Source organism: Streptomyces sp. C36 (genome assembly GCF_040932295.1).
GTDB lineage: Bacteria > Actinomycetota > Actinomycetes > Streptomycetales > Streptomycetaceae > Streptomyces > Streptomyces triculaminicus.
In genome coordinates, this window is the sequence record NZ_JBFQGI010000003.1 from 350,700 (window position 1) to 366,315 (window position 15,616).

The following is a 15,616-nucleotide window of genomic DNA, read 5'->3' on the forward strand; positions in this document are numbered from 1 at the left end:
TCCACCCACCGAAGAAGGGCCACCGGCATGACCACCACCACCTCCTGGCACGGCGACCGTCCCTGGCGGGGCATCATGGTCGCCACCGCGCTCCCGCTGCGCGAGGACCTCTCCGTCGACCACGACGCCTACGCCGAACACGTCCGCCACCTCCTGGACAACGGCTGCGACGGCGTCGTCCCCAACGGCTCGCTCGGCGAGTACCAGACCCTCACCGCCGACGAGCGCGCCCGCGTGGTGCGCACCGCCGTCGAGGCGGCGGGCGACGGCGCCCGGGTGATGCCCGGCGTCGCCGCCTACGGCAGCTCCGAGGCCCGCCGCTGGGCCGACCAGGCCGCCGAGGCCGGCTGCGGCTCCGTGCTGCTGCTGCCGCCGAACGCCTACCGCGCCGACGAGCGGGCCGTCCGCGAGCACTACGCCGCGGTGGCCGCCGCCGGGGTGCCGGTCGTGGCGTACAACAACCCCATCGACACCAAGACCGACCTGACCCCCGCCCTCCTGGCCCGGCTGCACGCCGACGGCGCGATCGTCGCGGTCAAGGAGTTCAGCGGCGACGTCCGGCGCGCCTACGAGATCGCCGAACTGGCCCCCGAGCTCGACCTGCTCGTCGGCGCCGACGACGTCCTGCTCGAACTCGCCCTCGCCGGGGCCGTCGGCTGGATAGCCGGCTACCCCAACGCCTTCCCCGCCACCTGCGCCGAGCTCTACCACGCGGCCGTCGCCGGCGACCTCGAGACGGCGCTGCCCCTCTACCGCTCCCTGCACCCGCTGCTGCGCTGGGACTCCAAGACCGAGTTCGTGCAGGCCATCAAGCTGTCCATGGACATCGCCGGCCGGCACGGAGGCCCCACCCGGCCCCCGCGCCTCCCGCTCGGCGGGGAGACCGAGGCCGCGGTGCGCGCCGCGACCGAGAAGGCCGTCGCCGACGGCCACCGCTGACCTGCCGGCCCACCCGCGGAAAGGACCGCCTGTGCGCACCCGTCATGTCTTCCATGCCGTCGACTCGCACACCGAGGGCATGCCCACGCGCGTCATCACCGGTGGCGTCGGAGTGATCCCCGGCGCCACCATGGCCGAGCGCCGGCTGCACTTCATCGAGCACATGGACCACCTCCGTACGCTGCTGATGTACGAGCCGCGCGGCCACGCCTCCATGAGCGGCGCGATCCTGCAGCCCCCCACCCGCCCCGACGCCGACTACGGGGTCCTCTACATCGAGGTCTCCGGGCTGCTGCCGATGTGCGGGCACGGCACCATCGGCGTCGCCACCGTCCTCGTCGAGACGGGCATGGTGCCGGTCGCCGAGCCCGTCACGACCGTACGCCTGGACACCCCGGCCGGCCTCGTCGCCGTCGACGTACGGGTCGAGGACGGGGCGGCCAAGGCCGTCACCTTCACCAACGTCCCCGCCTTCTGCGTGGGCCTGGACCGCAAGGTCGACGTGCCCGGCTACGGGACGGTCACCTACGACCTGGCCTTCGGCGGCAACTTCTACGCCTTCGTGGAACTCGAGGGGCTGGGGCTGCCGTTCGAGCGGTCCCGCAAGGACGACCTGCTGGCCGCCGGGCTCGCGATCATGGACGCGATCAACGCCTCCCCGGACCGGCCCGTCCACCCCGAACGCCCCGAGATCGGCGGCCTCAAACACGTCTACCTCGCCGCCCCCGGCTCCGACGCCCACCGCTCCCGGCACGCCATGGCCATCCACCCGGGCTGGTTCGACCGGTCGCCCTGCGGCACCGGAACCTCCGCCCGCATGGCCCAGCTGCACGCCCGCGGCCTCCTGCCGCTCGACCGGGACTTCGTCAACGAGTCCTTCATCGGCACCGAGTTCACCGGCCGCCTGGTGGGGGAGACGCGGGTCGGCGGTCTCCCGGCGGTCGTCCCGGCCATCACCGGACGCGCCTGGATCACCGGCACCGCGCAGTACTTCCTCGACCCGGACGACCCCTTCCCCGGAGGTTTCCTGCTGTGACCGCCGCCCCGACACCGATCGTCTCGCGCAACCCGGCCGATCCGGCCGACGTCGTCGCCGAGGTCGCCGCCGCCGGCGCCCCGGCCGCGGCCGCGGCCGTCGAGCGGGCCCGCGCCGCGCAGGCGGGCTGGCTCGCCGGCGGCGCGGCCGCCCGGTCCGCCGCCCTCTCGGCGGTCGCCGGGGCCCTCGAGGCCGCCGCGGACGAGCTGGCCGGCCTCGCCGTGCGCGAGGTGGGCAAGCCCCTGACCGAGGCCCGGGCCGAGATCGCCCGTACCGTCGCCATCTGGCGCTACTACGCCCAGGCCCCCTACGAGGCGGTCGGCGCCGTCCACGAACCGGCCGCCGGACCCGGGCTGCTGCTCACCCGCCGCCGCCCGCACGGCGTCGCGAGCCTGATCACGCCGTGGAACTTCCCCTTCGCCATCCCGTCCTGGAAGGCCGCCCCGGCGCTGGCGGCCGGCAACACGGTCGTCCTCAAGCCCGCGCCCGAAGCCACCGCGTGCGCCCTGCGGCTGGCCGGCATCGTGCGGGACGCCGTGCCCGAGGGGGTGTTCACCGTCGTCGCCGGTGGCGCCGCCGAGGGCGGTGCCGTGGCGGGCTCGGCCGACGTCGTCTCCTTCACCGGCTCCACCGGCGTCGGCACCGAGGTCGTCCGCGCCGCCACCGCCCGGGGCGTGCCGGTGCAGGCCGAGATGGGCGGGCTCAACGCGGCGATCGTCCTGCCCGACGCCGACATCGGCCGGGCCGCCGCCCACATCGCGGCCGCGATCGCCGGGTACGCCGGCCAGAAGTGCACCGCCACCAGCAGGGTGATCGCCGTCGGCGCCGCCCTCGACCCGCTGCGCGAGGCCCTCGCCGACGCCCTGAGCGCGGTGCCGGTGGGCGACCCCGCCGACCCCGCCACGGTGTGCGGGCCGCTGGTCTCGGCCCCGGCGCGCGACCGGCTGGCGCCGGCCCGGGAGGGCCTGTCCGTGGTCGCCGCGGGAGCCGCCCCCGACGGCCCCGGCTGGTACGCGCCCCCGGTGCTGGTGGAGAAGGTGCCGGCGGGGCACGCCCTGCTGCGCGAGGAGGTGTTCGGGCCGCTGGCGGCCCTGCTGCCGGCCGACGACCCGGCCCATGCCGTGCGCCTCGCCAACGAGGTCCCGTACGGGCTGGTCACCTCGGTGCACACCGCCGACCTCGGCGCGGTGCTGCACGGTCTCGACCACCTCGACACCGGCATGATCCGCGTCAACGCCCCGTCCACGGGCGTCGACTTCCACCTGCCCTTCGGCGGCGCCAAGGCCTCCGCCCACGGGCCGCGCGAACAGGGCCGGGCGGCACTGGAGTTCTACACTTCCAGCCGTACCTACACGCTGATGCCCTGAATCGCAATGTGACATTGTACGCTGGTGGTCCAGTCCAGCGGGGCACGAAAGGGACACCATGGGGCACCTCAAGCAGCGCAACCTCGTCACCGCCAGCGAGCGACTGCGCGATCAGGTGGCCCATGCCCTGCGGGCCGCGCTCATCTCCGGCGAACTGAGCCCCGGCGAGGTCTACTCGGCGCCGGGGCTCGCCGAGGACTTCGGCATCTCCGCGACCCCCGTGCGCGAGGCGATGCTCGACCTGGCCCGCGAGGGCCTGGTCGAGCCCGTCCGCAACAAGGGCTTCAGGGTGACCGAGGTCAACGAACGCGACCTCGACCAGTACACCGAGATCCGCACCCTGATCGAGGTCCCCATGACGGGCCGGATCACCCGCACCGCCAGCCGCGAGGAGCTCGAGGCCCTCCGCCCGGTCGCCGAGGAGATCGTGCGCGCCGCCCGCGACCACGACCTCATCGGCTACCTCGAGGCCGACCGGCAGTTCCACCTCACGCTGCTGGCCCTCTCCGGAAACGAGCGCCTCGTCGAGACCGTCAGCGACCTGCGCAAGCGCTCCCGCCTCTACGGCCTGACCACCCTGGACGAGCGCGGCGAGCTGATCCACTCGGCCGAGGAGCACCTCGAGCTGCTGGACCTCATGCTGGCCGGCGACGTCAAGGGCGCCGAGAAGTGCATGACCCGCCACCTGGGCCATGTGCGCTCCCTGTGGGCGAAGAACGAGCAGGCCGGGAAGGCCGCCAGGGACGGGAGCCGCCCGGCCGCCGGCCCGCGCGCCGGGGCCGGCCGCGGCGCCTGACGGGCCGCGGCCGCCGGCGCCGCTCAGGCGGTGTTGCCTCCGCCATGTTGATCGTTTCCGGCGTTCACCGTGAGCGGGTGCGCTCGCCGGACAGCTCCTTCGCCACGGCGCGCGCGGCGTCGAGGAAGGCGTCGTTCTCCGCGGGCGTACCCACCGAGGCCCGCAGCCGGCCGGGCACTCCGCTGTCCCGGATGAGCACACCATGGCCGAGAATCGCCTCCCAGACCCGGTGGCCGTCCTCGAAGCGGCCGAACTGCACGAAGTTGGCGTCGGACGGGGTGACCTCGTACCCCAAGGCGGTCAACTCGGCGACCACGCGGTCCCGCTCGGCCTTGATCTCCTCGACGCGCGCCAGCAGGACGTCGGCGTGCTCCAGCACGGTCAGCGCGATGGCCTGGGTGACGGACGACAGGTGGTACGGGAGCCGGACCAGCCGCAGGGCCTCCACCACACCGGGGTCGGCGGCCAGGTAGCCCAGCCGCAGGGCCGCCGCCCCGAACGCCTTGGAGAGCGTGCGGGCGACCACCAGGTGGGGGCGGCCCGCGATCAGCGGCACCAGGGACGGGCCGCGCGAGAACTCCGCGTACGCCTCGTCGACGACGACCAGGCACGGCTTGGCGCGCTGCGCCGCCTCGTACAGCGCGAGGACGGTGTCCGCGTCGACGGCGGTGCCGGTCGGGTTGTTCGGCGAGGTGATCAGGAGGACGTCGGGGCGGTGCTCCGCGATGGCCGCCCGCGCGGCCGGCACGTCGACGGAGAAGTCGTCGCCGCGAGGGCCGGCGGCCCAGCCGGTGCCCGTGCCCCGGGCCGCCAGGGGGTGCACGGAGTACGACGGTTCGAAGCCGAGCGCCACCCGGCCGGGGCCGCCGAACGCCTGGAGGAGCTGCTGAAGGACCTCGTTGGAGCCGTTGGCGGCCCACACGTGCCGCTCGTCCAGGGGGTGGCCCGTGCTGCGGGTGAGGTAGCCGGCGAGCGCCGCGCGCAGCGCGTTCGCCTCGCGGTCCGGGTAGCGGTTGAGGTCGCGCACCGCCTCCCCGACCCGCTCGGCGATCCGGTCGGCCAGCCACGCGGGCGGGGCGTAGGGGTTCTCGTTGACGTTCAGATGCACCGGGACGTCCAGCTCGGGGGCCCCGTAGGGGGACCTGCCGCGCAGTTCGTCGCGGACGGGGAGGTCGTCCATGCGGGTCATATCTGTCACACCTCACGATCGAGGAAGTCGAGGACGAGGGATCCGGCGGTCTCGCGGAACTCCTCGAAGTAGGCGTGCCGGGCCCCGGGGATGATCTCCATCCGCGCGTGCGGGATGCGGCCGGCGAGCAGGGGCGCGTTGGCGGCGGGGTTGAGGAGGTCGTCGCCGCCGTGCAGCACCAGCGTGGGCGCCGCGACGCCGGGCAGCGCGTCCCACGCGTCGTGGCCGTCGCTCGCGGCCAGGTGCTGCCGCCGGGCGTGCGGGGACATGGAGGGATCGCCCAGCACCCGGTACGGGCCGGGGTGCGAGGCGAGCCAGCCGGGCGTGTACATGAGCTCCAGCAGCGCCTGCCGCGACTTCTGCGGGTCCGGTCCGGCCAGCGACCGGCGGACGTCCCGGTCGCGCTCGACGCCGTGCCGCCCTCCGGGCGAGGTGCAGCCGAGAATCAGCGACCGCACGCGCCCGGGGTGGTCGACGGCCAGGCGCTGGGCCACGCGCCCGCCCATGGACGTGCCGTAGACGTCCGCGCGGTCGACGCCGAGTTCGTCGAGCACGGCGACGACATCCCTGGCGAACAGCGCGGTGCTGTACGGGGTGGAAGGGGCGTCGCTCGCGCCGGTGCCGCGGTAGTCGATCGTCACGGTGCTGCGGGCGACGTGGAAGTCGTCGCGGACGCCGTCCCACCAGTGGTGGTTGTTCGCCTGGCCGGCGAGCAGGACGAGCGGGGGTCCGTCACCGCTGAGCTGGTAGGCGATGGCGACCCCGTCGGGGGTCTTGGCATGGGGCACGGTGAACGTCCTTCCAGGGCCTGGCACGACGAGAGCCGGCGGCCGCCGACCATCACAGGAGAGATCGTTGAAGATCATCTCCCAGGGGCCCTACTTCTTCCCGTGGGCGAAGTACCCGGTCGACGATTTCCGGCCACCCTTGACGTGGGAGCCCTCCTGGATCTCGTACAGCGAGTCGAACTCGGCCGCGGCGATCGGCAGCCGCCACCCGCCGCCCTCACTGCGCGCGGGCCGTAGTAGATGGGGAAGGCGTCCGCCGGGCGGCACCTTCACCTGCCGCCCCATCTGCCACTCGAACTGCCGCCCGGCGGCAATACCGGCGGTCGGAGCCGGTCGCGGCGCTTGAAGACGAAAGGGGCGGGGTGAAGAGGACGGCCGCCCCAGCCGAGGCGTATCTGCGTCGAGGTGGGGCCTCACCCTGGCACAGTCGCGGCCACAAGCTTGCCGTTCCCGAGGTGTAGCCAGCCCTGGCCGGGGGCGATGAGCCAGCCGACGATGGAATCGCCGATCCTGATACCGATCACATCGCCTGTGCTCCGCTCTTGCGGAGACAACAGAAGGCCATTATGGGCCTTCCTTGTCTCCCGGAGCCAGCCAAAACCGAGCGGAAGCTTGTCGTCGCGGCAGCCCGCCACCAGGGCTGTCCCTTCTTCGAATCCATGCTGCACCAGGCTCTTCAGCAGGTGCCCCGCCTCGCACTTGTCCAGGACTTCTGCGTTGTCCATCACTACAACGACCGGTTCTTCGGGGGACGCCGACGACAGGGCTTCCTCGAGTTCGTCGTGCCCGATGTCGTCTTGGACGAAGCAGCTCACCACGCCGTCCTTGCCGGCCAGCTCACGCAGGGGAGACGTCTTCGGCGCGGCCAGTACGACTCGGGTGTTGGCGGCGAGCAGAGCGCGCCTGATGTTCACCAGTGCTGCCGATCGTCCCGACCCCGGTGGCCCGGTCACGACGAATGCCGCCTCGTCGAAGCGGATCCGGGCTGGCAGCGCATCGACGCGGCGCTGGGCCTCCAACGCTTCATGGGCCGCTTCCCAAAGCCCGAGCAGGAGGAGGTGATCCTCAAGCGGTAGATGCGCCATGCGAGAGAAGGCGACGGCCGTCTCGCGGCGCGGCATCTCGTCGTGGGTGTACCAACGGACCCAGTCACCTGACGAGATGTCGGTCTGTGCACTCAAGTAGGTGAAGGGCCACTGTTGTTTGATCCCGTGCTCGTTGAGAAGACGATGCGGCATGACCAGCTCGTGTCGCGCCGGAGGAGAGTCCACCTCGAACTCCGAGCGGCCATCGGCACATCGGGTGGCGCATCATTTGAGCAGTTCAACGCTACTGAAGACTAGGGGAGGTTGACGATATGCTCACCTGCACAGGTAGCCATCTGGGGGGTGTTGTGGCCAACGCAGACTTGATGACCGTCACGCTTGAGGGAGTGCTCGACAGCGACCTGGTGGAGCTCGATGAACTCACGGTCCAGTTGCGGGCGGAGCTGCTCGAACTTGATGTTGACCGTGTAGATCCGGTGCGCATCGAGGAGACCCCAGCTGGGTCCAAGCCCGGCGACGCGATCGCCCTTGGGGTGCTCGCCGTAACCCTATCGCCCATCGCCTTGCGAGGGGTGTTCCGGTTGCTGGAAACGTGGATGACCAACCGTCCCGTTCGCAAGGTGCGGGTTGTGTTCGGCGACGACAGTATCGAACTCGAACAGGCGTCCGTGGAAGACCAGCGGCGACTTGTCGACGCCTTCATCATGACTCACGAATCCGTCTCGAGCGTGGAGCGGGAAGGTGAAACAGGTTCCTCCAGTGCCTGATGCGGCCCGCTTTGCCCAGAAGAGACGCATGGCTGGCGGCCGTGCCTGGTAGCCGCAACGCACTGCTTATCGCCACAGGCGAATATGAGAACCCCGAGCTGAACCAGCTCCGTTCACCGGCCCGGGATGCCGCAGGGCTTGCGGAAGTGCTTCAGGATCCACACATCGGCGCATTCGACGTCACTCGTGTGATCGATCGACCCCAGCACGAAGTCAATCGCTGCTTGGAGACCTTCTTCCTGGACCGAAGCCGGAACGATGTGCTACTCCTGCACCTGTCTTGCCACGGCATCAAGGACGACAACGGGCTGCTCTACTTCGCCACGAAAGACACCGACCGGAGGCTCCTCGCCTCCACTGCGGTATCCGCGACATTCGTGCATGATCAGATGCGCCGCTGCCGGGCAAAGTCGATTGTCGTGCTCCTCGACTGCTGCTATAGCGGGGCCTTTCTTTCCGGCGTCAAGGGCGACACGGCCGTGCACGTGACGGAAGAGCTGGCAGGCCATGGCCGGGCCATTCTCACGGCGACGAACCGCACTGAGTATGCGTGGGAAGGTGATCACCTCAGGGAGATGGTGCCCGAACCCTCGCGCTTCACCGGAGCCATCATTGACGGCCTTCGGACCGGCGAGGCAGACCGGGATCAGGATGGAATCGTCACCGTCCATGATCTTTACGAGTACGTCTATGAACGCATCCTTGCTGCCGGCGTGAAGCAGAGACCGCAGATGTGGACCGCGCTCGAATATCGGGTAACCATCGCACGAGCCGCCAACGGCAGATCACAGCGGGCAGCCGAGCCCACACCCTCTGCCGCTGCCCTGGAGCCGGTGCCCCTTGCCGGCAATCGCGGCAGTACCGACCGGAAGACGAGGACCGCGCAGCCGACGGCCGGTGATGAACCAGCACTCGAAGCCTCACCGCCCCTTCACGTATGGCAACCTGCCGCGGGGCTGGGAACAGGCGTAATGGGGATCGCTGTAGCCGCCGATGCGGCCCCCGACGGCACCGCACTGCGCCGCGCGTCCTCCTCACTGGTCATCTCCGGCCCCGTCGAGCCCCCGCTCGGCGAGGTCCGCGACCTGCGGCCGCATACCGAGCAGACAGCTCTCTCTGATGCCATCACGTATTCACTGCCTTCGCTGGGCCTCCTCGCGCGAGGAGGCCCAGCGAAGGCACGCAGCGCGGCCAACAACGCAGCGATTGCGGCGCTCACAAAAGTCTTCGCAGACTTCAAGGTCGACGCTGCAGTCACCAGCTTCACGCTCGGGCCGACGGTCACGCGGTACGAGGTCGAACTCGGCCGCTCCGTTCAGGCAGAGCAAATCACTTGGTTGACGAAGAACATCGCATACGCGGTCGCCAGCCCCGATGTGCGGATCACCTTCCCGATACCCGGCAGTATGGCGGTCGGCATCGAAGTCCCGAATATTGAGCGGGAACTGGTCCCCCTCGGAGACGCGCTCCGTCTGGCCGCGGCCGCCGGTGAGGACAACCCCATGCTGGTCGCGCTGGGCAAAGGTGTCGAAGGTGGCTATGAGATGGCCAACGTCGCGAAGTTGCCGCATCTGCTCGTTGCCGGTGCGATGGGGTCGGGTACGACGTCATTGATCGACTGCTTAATCACATCGATCATGATGCGTGCGACACCTGAGGACGTCCGTATGGTGCTTGTCGACCCCCGGCGCGTGGAGTTGATGGCGTACAAGGACATCCCGCACCTGATCACGCCGATCATCACCGATGTGAATAGGGCGGTCGAGGCACTCCAGTGGATCGTCCGCGAGATGGATCTTCGCTATGAAGACCTGGCGGCCTATGGCTACCGGCACATCGACGCCTTCAACCGGGCCGTGCGCGATGGGACCGTGACTACGCCCGTGGGCAATCAGCGGCAGATGGGGCCGCACCCGTACCTACTGGTGGTCGTCGACGAGCTCGCCGACCTGATGATGGCCGCACCGAGGGACGTCGAGGATGTGATCGTGCTCATCGCACGGCTTGCGCACACGGTGGGCATCCATTTGGTGCTCGCCACGCAGCGGCCGTCGGCTGATGTCGTCACCGGCCTGATCAAGGCGAACGTTCCCTCGCGACTTGCCTTCGTCACCCCCTCGCTCGCCGACTCGCGGGTCATTCTTGACCAGCCTGGTGCGGAGAAGTTGATCGGCAAGGGGGACGGGCTTTTCCTGCCGAAAGGGACGGATAAGCCGATCCGTCTGCAGGGCGCCTTCGTGACCCAAGAGGAAATCGCCGCTGTAGTTGCTCATTGCACTGCACAGGTCACCCTCGCACGGAGAACGGCCAGTGCGGACTCCAGCCGTTCGGGGGGAATCGGCGGCGAGACAGAGTCTCTGGACGGAGCGGTGGGACGAGACGGTCGATCGCCAAGTCCGCCTGCCTATCAGCCCGGCCCACTCACCTTCAAGGGGTACAGCTCTACTGTGACGCTCTACGCAGATAGGGTCGAAATCAAGCGCAACCTCATGGGGAAGGTCAGCGGCGCCGGAGACTGCGTGATCCCCCTCGCCGATGTTGTCAGGGTTGAATCCAAGGAGCCCACTCTCCTCATGAACGGGTATGTGCAGCTCGCCACCGCGCAGGACCGGGGACGGCTCCGGATCGCGACCGGTGAGGCGCAGAAGGCCAGGGCGAACAACTCTCGTACCGTTCTTTTTACGTGGAGGCAGCGTGACACATTCGCTGCCTACCTAGCGGCGGCAACCGCCAGAGCCCAAGCGCAGAGTGGGAATTGCTTCGAGTGAGACGCAATGTCTCGTGCGGCCGTCTCCTAAGGGACAGCGACAACGGACGTCCGGGCCGGCCCGGGTCCAGGGCCTGCCCACCAGCCCGGTGGACGGCCCTGACCAGCCGCTGGAACCGCCTCGGGCGAAGCCCGGTGGACACCGCGACGAACTCACAACACTGAGCGGAGACCACCTGCACGACCAGACCAACGCAGGCCGACCAGCACGGTTGCGAGAAGATCTCGAGCCCCGGTGTACAGGGGCGGAACGTGAGCATCACGGGACGGCGGCTGAGTGCGAACGGGCCGGAGCAGGTGGCGGAATAGCGTTCCGCTCCGGCCCCCGGTTGCCTACGCGTCAGCGCTGCCCGCCCCTGTGAACCGTGTCAGCGCGCTCTCGGGGATATGAGGTCGCCCTGCAGCCAGCACCAGGCGAATGTTGCGCAGGGCCCCGAGATCCTCAAGGGGGTTTCCGTCGACGACGAGGAGATCGGCGCGGTAGCCGGCTGCGAGGCGGCCCGTCTGCTCGGCGAGCCCCAGCGCACGCGCAGCCTCGGCAGTGGCCATGTCGATGATCCGGGACTCCGTGAAACCGAGGTGGAGGAAGAATTCGAGGCTGCCCACGAAGTTGTCGAACACCGCCCACGGCACACCCGCGTCCGTACCGGCGATCAGGGATATCCCCTGCTCGGCCATCCACCGCACCCGGGCGAATACCGCGTCGGCCCGCTCGTAGCCGAAGCGCTCCGCGAAGGCGCGCCAGTTGGGGCTGGCCGCCGGGCAGACCTGGATGCCCTTCGCGGCGATGGCGGCGGCGACCTCCTCACGGGCCTCGAAGCCGCCGTCGGTCATCCAGGTGCAGTGCTCGATGGTGTCCACCCCTGCGGCGACGGCCGCCGTGATCCCCTCCGTGCCGTGCGCGTGCGCGGCGACCGGCAGGCCGAGCCGATGCGCTTCCTCCACGACGACCCGGAGCTCGTCGGTGGTGAACTGCGACTGCCAGCTCGCGTGTCCGCCCGGGGTGAGCCCGCCACCCGTGGCCATGACCTTGATGACGTCCACGCCCTCGTCCGCGTTCCGGCGCACCATTTCGCGGATGGCGTCCTCCCCTTCGACCTCGCCGCCGAGGAACCAGCAGTGCCCGCCCGGCACGGTCAGCGGTCGCCCGGCGGCGAGGATGCGCGGGCCGGGCACGTCACCTGCGGCGATCGCATCCCTCAGGCGCAGGGCGAGACCGCCGCGGTCGCCGAGGTCCCGCACCGTGGTGACACCGTTTCGCAGCAGCTGCCCGGCCCGCTTGGCCATGCCCAGCAGCAGATCGGCGTCGCCGCTCTCCTTCACGACGCCGACCGGATCGGGTCCGGCGTCGAAGGCGAGGTGCACGTGGCAGTCGATGAGCCCCGGGAGCACCGTGGCGTCCGGCAGGGACATCCGCGGCACGTCCTGCGACACGGCGGCCTCGACCTCCGCCCGGGGGCCGATGGCCACGATGCTCTCGTCCCGGACGAACACCGCGCCGTCGGCGATCCAGTCGCCCCCGGGTCCCGTGAGCACTCGTCCCGCCATGACCAAAAGTTCCATCACGCCACCATTTCCTAAGGGTTGCTGTTCCTGCGGTCCGCCGTGGCGGACGTGGGGATCGCTCACAGGGTCTTCAGCGCGGTCGACAGGGCGACCAACTGCTGTACGTCGGAGTCGAGACCGTCACTGTCGGGCATCGCCACGGGGATGGCCTTCGCCGCCGTCTGATCGCCGGGGTCGTGGTCCCGCAACGCGGTGAGCAGCTTTTGCGCGAGGTCCTCGGGGGTCACGCTCCGTGGGTCGGCATCCGCGAGGCCGAGGCGAGCGAGGTGCGGGCTGATCCGCACCAGGCCGTCGCGGCACTCGATCACCCGGCGATAGTGGCTGCGGTGGACGCTGCGGACACGGAGGGCGTCACGCCAGGGGTTGGTGGGCACGCGGTTGAGCGCGTCCTGCGGGTACGCGGTGTGCAGCAGCAGCCACAGCGGACGCAGCCGGTGGTAGTCACAGCGGTGCTGCCACCAGACCCGGAGGGCGGCGAGGCGAGTGGCGATGCCCGGGTAGGTCACGCCGATGACGAACAGCGGGATGGAGAAGGCCAGAAGCACCGCCACAGGGCGGGACAGGAACGGCGGTACGGCCCCGCCGAGCCAGCGCACCAGGATGAACGCCGCGCGCGCCGTGCCGGAGAGCACCATGCCGGCCATTGCCGCAGCCGCCAGCCACAGGCCGGTCGCCAGCGGCCTCACCGAGGCGCGCGCGTATCGCAGTGTCCAGACGAAGGCCGAGCCGAGCGCGTAGGACAGGTACAGCCCTGCCGTGAGGTAGAAGAGGGCGACCTGCGTGACCCGCATGTTCGCTGTGGCGTATACGTGACTCGTCGCATGGTGCGGAGTGAGCGCCGTCAGGATGCTGATCACTGCGATGGTGATCGACAAGGGGATGAGCTCCCACCGTGCGCGTGTACGCCCCCGGTGCCGGTCGGTGGCCGAGTAGAGGTAGAAGCACATCAGGAAGTAGACGGCGCTGAGCAGCAGGACGTTCTGCAGCAGCTTGGCCGCGCCCTGGAACGTGACGGTCTCGAAGGCGCGGGCGGTCGGCGGGATACCGAAGGGAAAGGCGAGAGCCGCGCACCCCAGGCACAGGGTGACGGCGCGCAAGGCGATGTCACGTGGCGCCTTCACCAGTTGGAAGGTCTTCCAGAAGAGCGCGGTGACGAGTACGGCACCGGCGAAAAGGGCCGACGCGATCACAGCCACCCCTGACGGTCTCCGAGGGCCGACTGCACCTGGCGTAACGACGGGTCGCTCGGGGCCCTGGGTGTCACCCGGTCCAGGACGGAGGCCCACTCCAGGATGATGGTGGCGACCAGCTCGGCCTCGCGTTCGTGCTGGTCGTCGTAGGACGTGCGGCGCAGTGCCCGCTTGATGGAGCCCAGGGACATGTCCGGTGCCATCTGCCGCCAGAACTCGTCGTCGGTGTCGTCGCTCTGGTGGTCCGCGAGAATGTGCCCCACCTCGTGCAGGATGATGTGGTCCTGGTGGACCTTGCTGGTCTCCTGCTGGTACAGGATGTAGTCGGCGGACGCCGTGGCGATCCAGACCCCGAACGGGCCGGGCATCGGCAGTGAATAGGGCACCAGGCGAATGGGACGTCCCCGGCGTTCACCGAGGAGGCGGCATAACTCCGCCACGTCCAAGGGTGGCTGGATGTCCAGGGCTCGCAGCTCACGTTTACAACGGCGCCGCAGCGTTCGCTCTCGCACGTGCCTCCTCAGCCGGGGGCATCCGTTTCACCCCGGCGCTCCGCTTGCTCCAGCCGGTAGACGACGTCCAGCAGGTCCAGCACCTGCCGGCGCCGTTCCTGGGACAGTTCACCGGCTCTCATGGCCATCAGCTTCATGTCACTGCCGACGGCGTCCGTTTCCCTGCGTTCCTGCTCGGCCCTGAGGAGCTGGAGCTGCTGCTCGACGCGGTTTGTCACCTCGTCGTCGAAGAAGTACGACGCGGGCACGCCGAAGAAGTCCGCCAGGGCCTGTACGTGCTTGAGGGTCGGGTTGTGCTTCTTTCCCTTGCGGAGCTGCCAGATGTAGCTCTGCGAGATCGTCACACCGGCCCGGCGAATGGCTTCGGCCACGTGCTCGTTGCTGTACTCTCCGCCCCCTCTCGGCTTCGCGGTGGCAAACAGGTGATTGAGCTTGTCGGCCAGACTGCGGCCCGTCTGCTCGCTCATGACGCCTCCATCGGCATGGCCCTGCTCTCCACCGATGTAAATGTACAACGAAGCCACCGCTCTCACCACAGTTGAAACGGGTTCGCGTCCGGGCTTAAGATTCGTTCGGCCAAGTTCCACTCATATAAAGAGACTTGGGTCCGGATCGTGCATCTGAGTCTAAGCGCCGGATCCGGGCCCGATGGGAGGGGCATGCTCCGTCGCTGCCGTATGCGGCGCGGGCAAGCCTTGTTGGGGGGAGTAAGTGGTGGTTCGACTCGTGGTCGCCGATGGCCAGGACGCGATGCGCGCAGGAGTGGTGAGCGTGCTGTCGGGGGCCCCGGACATCGAGGTCCTGGGGGAAGCCCGGACCGGTGACGAGGCGGTGGGCCTGACCGAGGCGCTGGGTCCCGATCTGGTCGTACTGGACGCCTATGTCGCGACGAGCGGAGGGGTCGACGCGACGCGACGCATCGTGGACAGAGGCTGTGACGTACTGGTGCTGACGGCGCTGGGACTCGCGGCACATGTGAGAGGCGCTCTCCGGGCAGGCGCCGTCGGCTTCCTGCTGAAGGACGCCACGCCGGAGGAACTGGTGAACGCAGTGCACTTGGTGGCGAGTGGTAAGGGCTTCATCGATCCGACGGTCGTCCGTTCCTTCGTGCACGCCGTATCGGTGTCCCCGCCGGACATGTCACCGACCGTCGTGCTGCCGGGCCTCGGCTCGCTGACGCGGCGCGAACAGGAGGTCACCAACTACCTGAGCATGGGACTGTCCAACATGCAGATCGCAGGCCGGATGCAGGTCGCGGAGAACACGGTCAAGACTCACGTGAGCCGCATCCTGGCCAAACTGGGGCTCAGGAGCAGGGTCGAGATAGCCCTGCTGGCCCAGGAGCTCTCCATGAGTGCGTGAGCCGTTCGCGCAGGGAAAGCACGAGGGGCTGGATGCTGTGCGGGACGCACAGCATCCAGCCCCTTCCGCCCGAGTACGGATTACTCGCCGGACCGCCGGTTCTTCTTGCTCCGCCAGGCGTTTCCGGCGGTGGCGAAGAGGACGACGGAGACGGCTATGAGCACCGCTCGTGGTGCCGTGCTGTGGAAGACGACCGCGCCGACCGCTGCCGCGACCCCAGCCAGGGCGGTGACCACGACGAGCGGGGATACCCCGTTTGCCGACGCCTGCTGTTCCATGCGAGCTCTCCGT

Annotated in this window: 16 protein-coding genes; 7 read left to right on the forward strand and 9 right to left on the reverse strand. The window is 69.6% G+C overall.

Annotated features, from left to right (window positions below):
• The first annotated feature begins 27 nt into the window (after window positions 1-27).
• From AB4K12_RS11335 to AB4K12_RS11350, 4 genes are read left to right on the forward strand one after another with little or no spacing between them, the layout of a single operon-like run.
• Entirely contained in the window at window positions 28-939 is a 912-nt protein-coding gene (locus tag AB4K12_RS11335; protein ID WP_368434084.1) for a dihydrodipicolinate synthase family protein, read from the forward strand.
• A gap of 31 nt (window positions 940-970) precedes the next feature.
• A complete protein-coding gene (locus tag AB4K12_RS11340; protein WP_368434085.1) occupies window positions 971-1,975 on the forward strand; it encodes a proline racemase family protein in 1,005 nt (334 codons plus the stop codon).
• Entirely contained in the window at window positions 1,972-3,342 is a 1,371-nt protein-coding gene (locus AB4K12_RS11345; RefSeq protein WP_368434086.1) for an aldehyde dehydrogenase, read from the forward strand. Before AB4K12_RS11340 ends, AB4K12_RS11345 begins: the two co-directional genes overlap by 4 nt.
• Window positions 3,343-3,400: 58 nt before the next feature.
• A complete protein-coding gene (locus tag AB4K12_RS11350; RefSeq protein WP_368434087.1) occupies window positions 3,401-4,138 on the forward strand; it encodes a GntR family transcriptional regulator in 738 nt (245 codons plus the stop codon).
• A gap of 64 nt (window positions 4,139-4,202) precedes the next feature.
• On the opposite strand, the gene AB4K12_RS11355 is transcribed toward AB4K12_RS11350, so the two are convergent.
• The 4 genes from AB4K12_RS11355 to AB4K12_RS11370 form a co-directional block, all read right to left on the reverse strand.
• Entirely contained in the window at window positions 4,203-5,327 is a 1,125-nt protein-coding gene (locus tag AB4K12_RS11355; protein ID WP_368434088.1) for a histidinol-phosphate transaminase, read from the reverse strand.
• Between the two features lie 5 nt (window positions 5,328-5,332).
• The gene (locus AB4K12_RS11360; protein WP_368434089.1) at window positions 5,333-6,115 is read right to left on the reverse strand and encodes an alpha/beta fold hydrolase; all 783 of its coding nucleotides are present in this window, start codon (window positions 6,113-6,115) and stop codon (window positions 5,333-5,335) included.
• Window positions 6,116-6,205: 90 nt separating this feature from the next.
• On the reverse strand, window positions 6,206-6,388 hold the full coding sequence (locus AB4K12_RS11365) for a hypothetical protein (RefSeq protein WP_368434090.1): 183 nt from the start codon (window positions 6,386-6,388) through the stop codon (window positions 6,206-6,208).
• 140 nt (window positions 6,389-6,528) lie between these two features.
• Complete coding sequence (locus tag AB4K12_RS11370) at window positions 6,529-7,353, reverse strand: AAA family ATPase (protein ID WP_368434091.1); 825 nt, start codon at window positions 7,351-7,353, stop codon at window positions 6,529-6,531.
• Window positions 7,354-7,472: 119 nt separating this feature from the next.
• Here AB4K12_RS11370 and AB4K12_RS11375 point away from each other — a divergent pair, with 119 nt between their 5' ends.
• A complete protein-coding gene (locus AB4K12_RS11375; protein ID WP_368434092.1) occupies window positions 7,473-7,928 on the forward strand; it encodes a hypothetical protein in 456 nt (151 codons plus the stop codon).
• A 41-nt stretch (window positions 7,929-7,969) separates the two neighbouring features.
• A complete protein-coding gene (locus AB4K12_RS11380) occupies window positions 7,970-10,696 on the forward strand; it encodes a DNA translocase FtsK (RefSeq protein ID WP_368434093.1) in 2,727 nt (908 codons plus the stop codon).
• A gap of 332 nt (window positions 10,697-11,028) precedes the next feature.
• Here the strand turns inward: AB4K12_RS11380 and AB4K12_RS11385 are convergent, their stop codons facing one another.
• From AB4K12_RS11385 to AB4K12_RS11400, 4 genes are all read right to left on the reverse strand, one after another.
• The gene (locus AB4K12_RS11385; RefSeq protein WP_368434094.1) at window positions 11,029-12,243 is read right to left on the reverse strand and encodes an amidohydrolase family protein; all 1,215 of its coding nucleotides are present in this window, start codon (window positions 12,241-12,243) and stop codon (window positions 11,029-11,031) included.
• Window positions 12,244-12,320: 77 nt separating this feature from the next.
• Window positions 12,321-13,457, reverse strand: coding sequence for an MAB_1171c family putative transporter (locus AB4K12_RS11390; protein ID WP_368434095.1), 1,137 nt, complete (start codon window positions 13,455-13,457; stop codon window positions 12,321-12,323).
• Window positions 13,448-13,837 (reverse strand): hypothetical protein, encoded by a 390-nt coding sequence (locus tag AB4K12_RS11395; RefSeq protein ID WP_368434096.1) that lies wholly within the window; start codon window positions 13,835-13,837, stop codon window positions 13,448-13,450. Before AB4K12_RS11395 ends, AB4K12_RS11390 begins: the two co-directional genes overlap by 10 nt.
• A gap of 134 nt (window positions 13,838-13,971) precedes the next feature.
• The gene (locus AB4K12_RS11400) at window positions 13,972-14,430 is read right to left on the reverse strand and encodes a helix-turn-helix domain-containing protein (protein ID WP_368434097.1); all 459 of its coding nucleotides are present in this window, start codon (window positions 14,428-14,430) and stop codon (window positions 13,972-13,974) included.
• A 247-nt stretch (window positions 14,431-14,677) separates the two neighbouring features.
• Between AB4K12_RS11400 and AB4K12_RS11405 the strand changes: the two genes are divergently transcribed.
• Window positions 14,678-15,325, forward strand: a complete 648-nt coding sequence (locus AB4K12_RS11405) for a LuxR C-terminal-related transcriptional regulator (RefSeq protein ID WP_368434098.1) — start codon at window positions 14,678-14,680, stop codon at window positions 15,323-15,325.
• 80 nt (window positions 15,326-15,405) lie between these two features.
• Here the strand turns inward: AB4K12_RS11405 and AB4K12_RS11410 are convergent, their stop codons facing one another.
• Complete coding sequence (locus AB4K12_RS11410; RefSeq protein ID WP_368434099.1) at window positions 15,406-15,603, reverse strand: hypothetical protein; 198 nt, start codon at window positions 15,601-15,603, stop codon at window positions 15,406-15,408.
• Window positions 15,604-15,616: the final 13 nt, after the last annotated feature.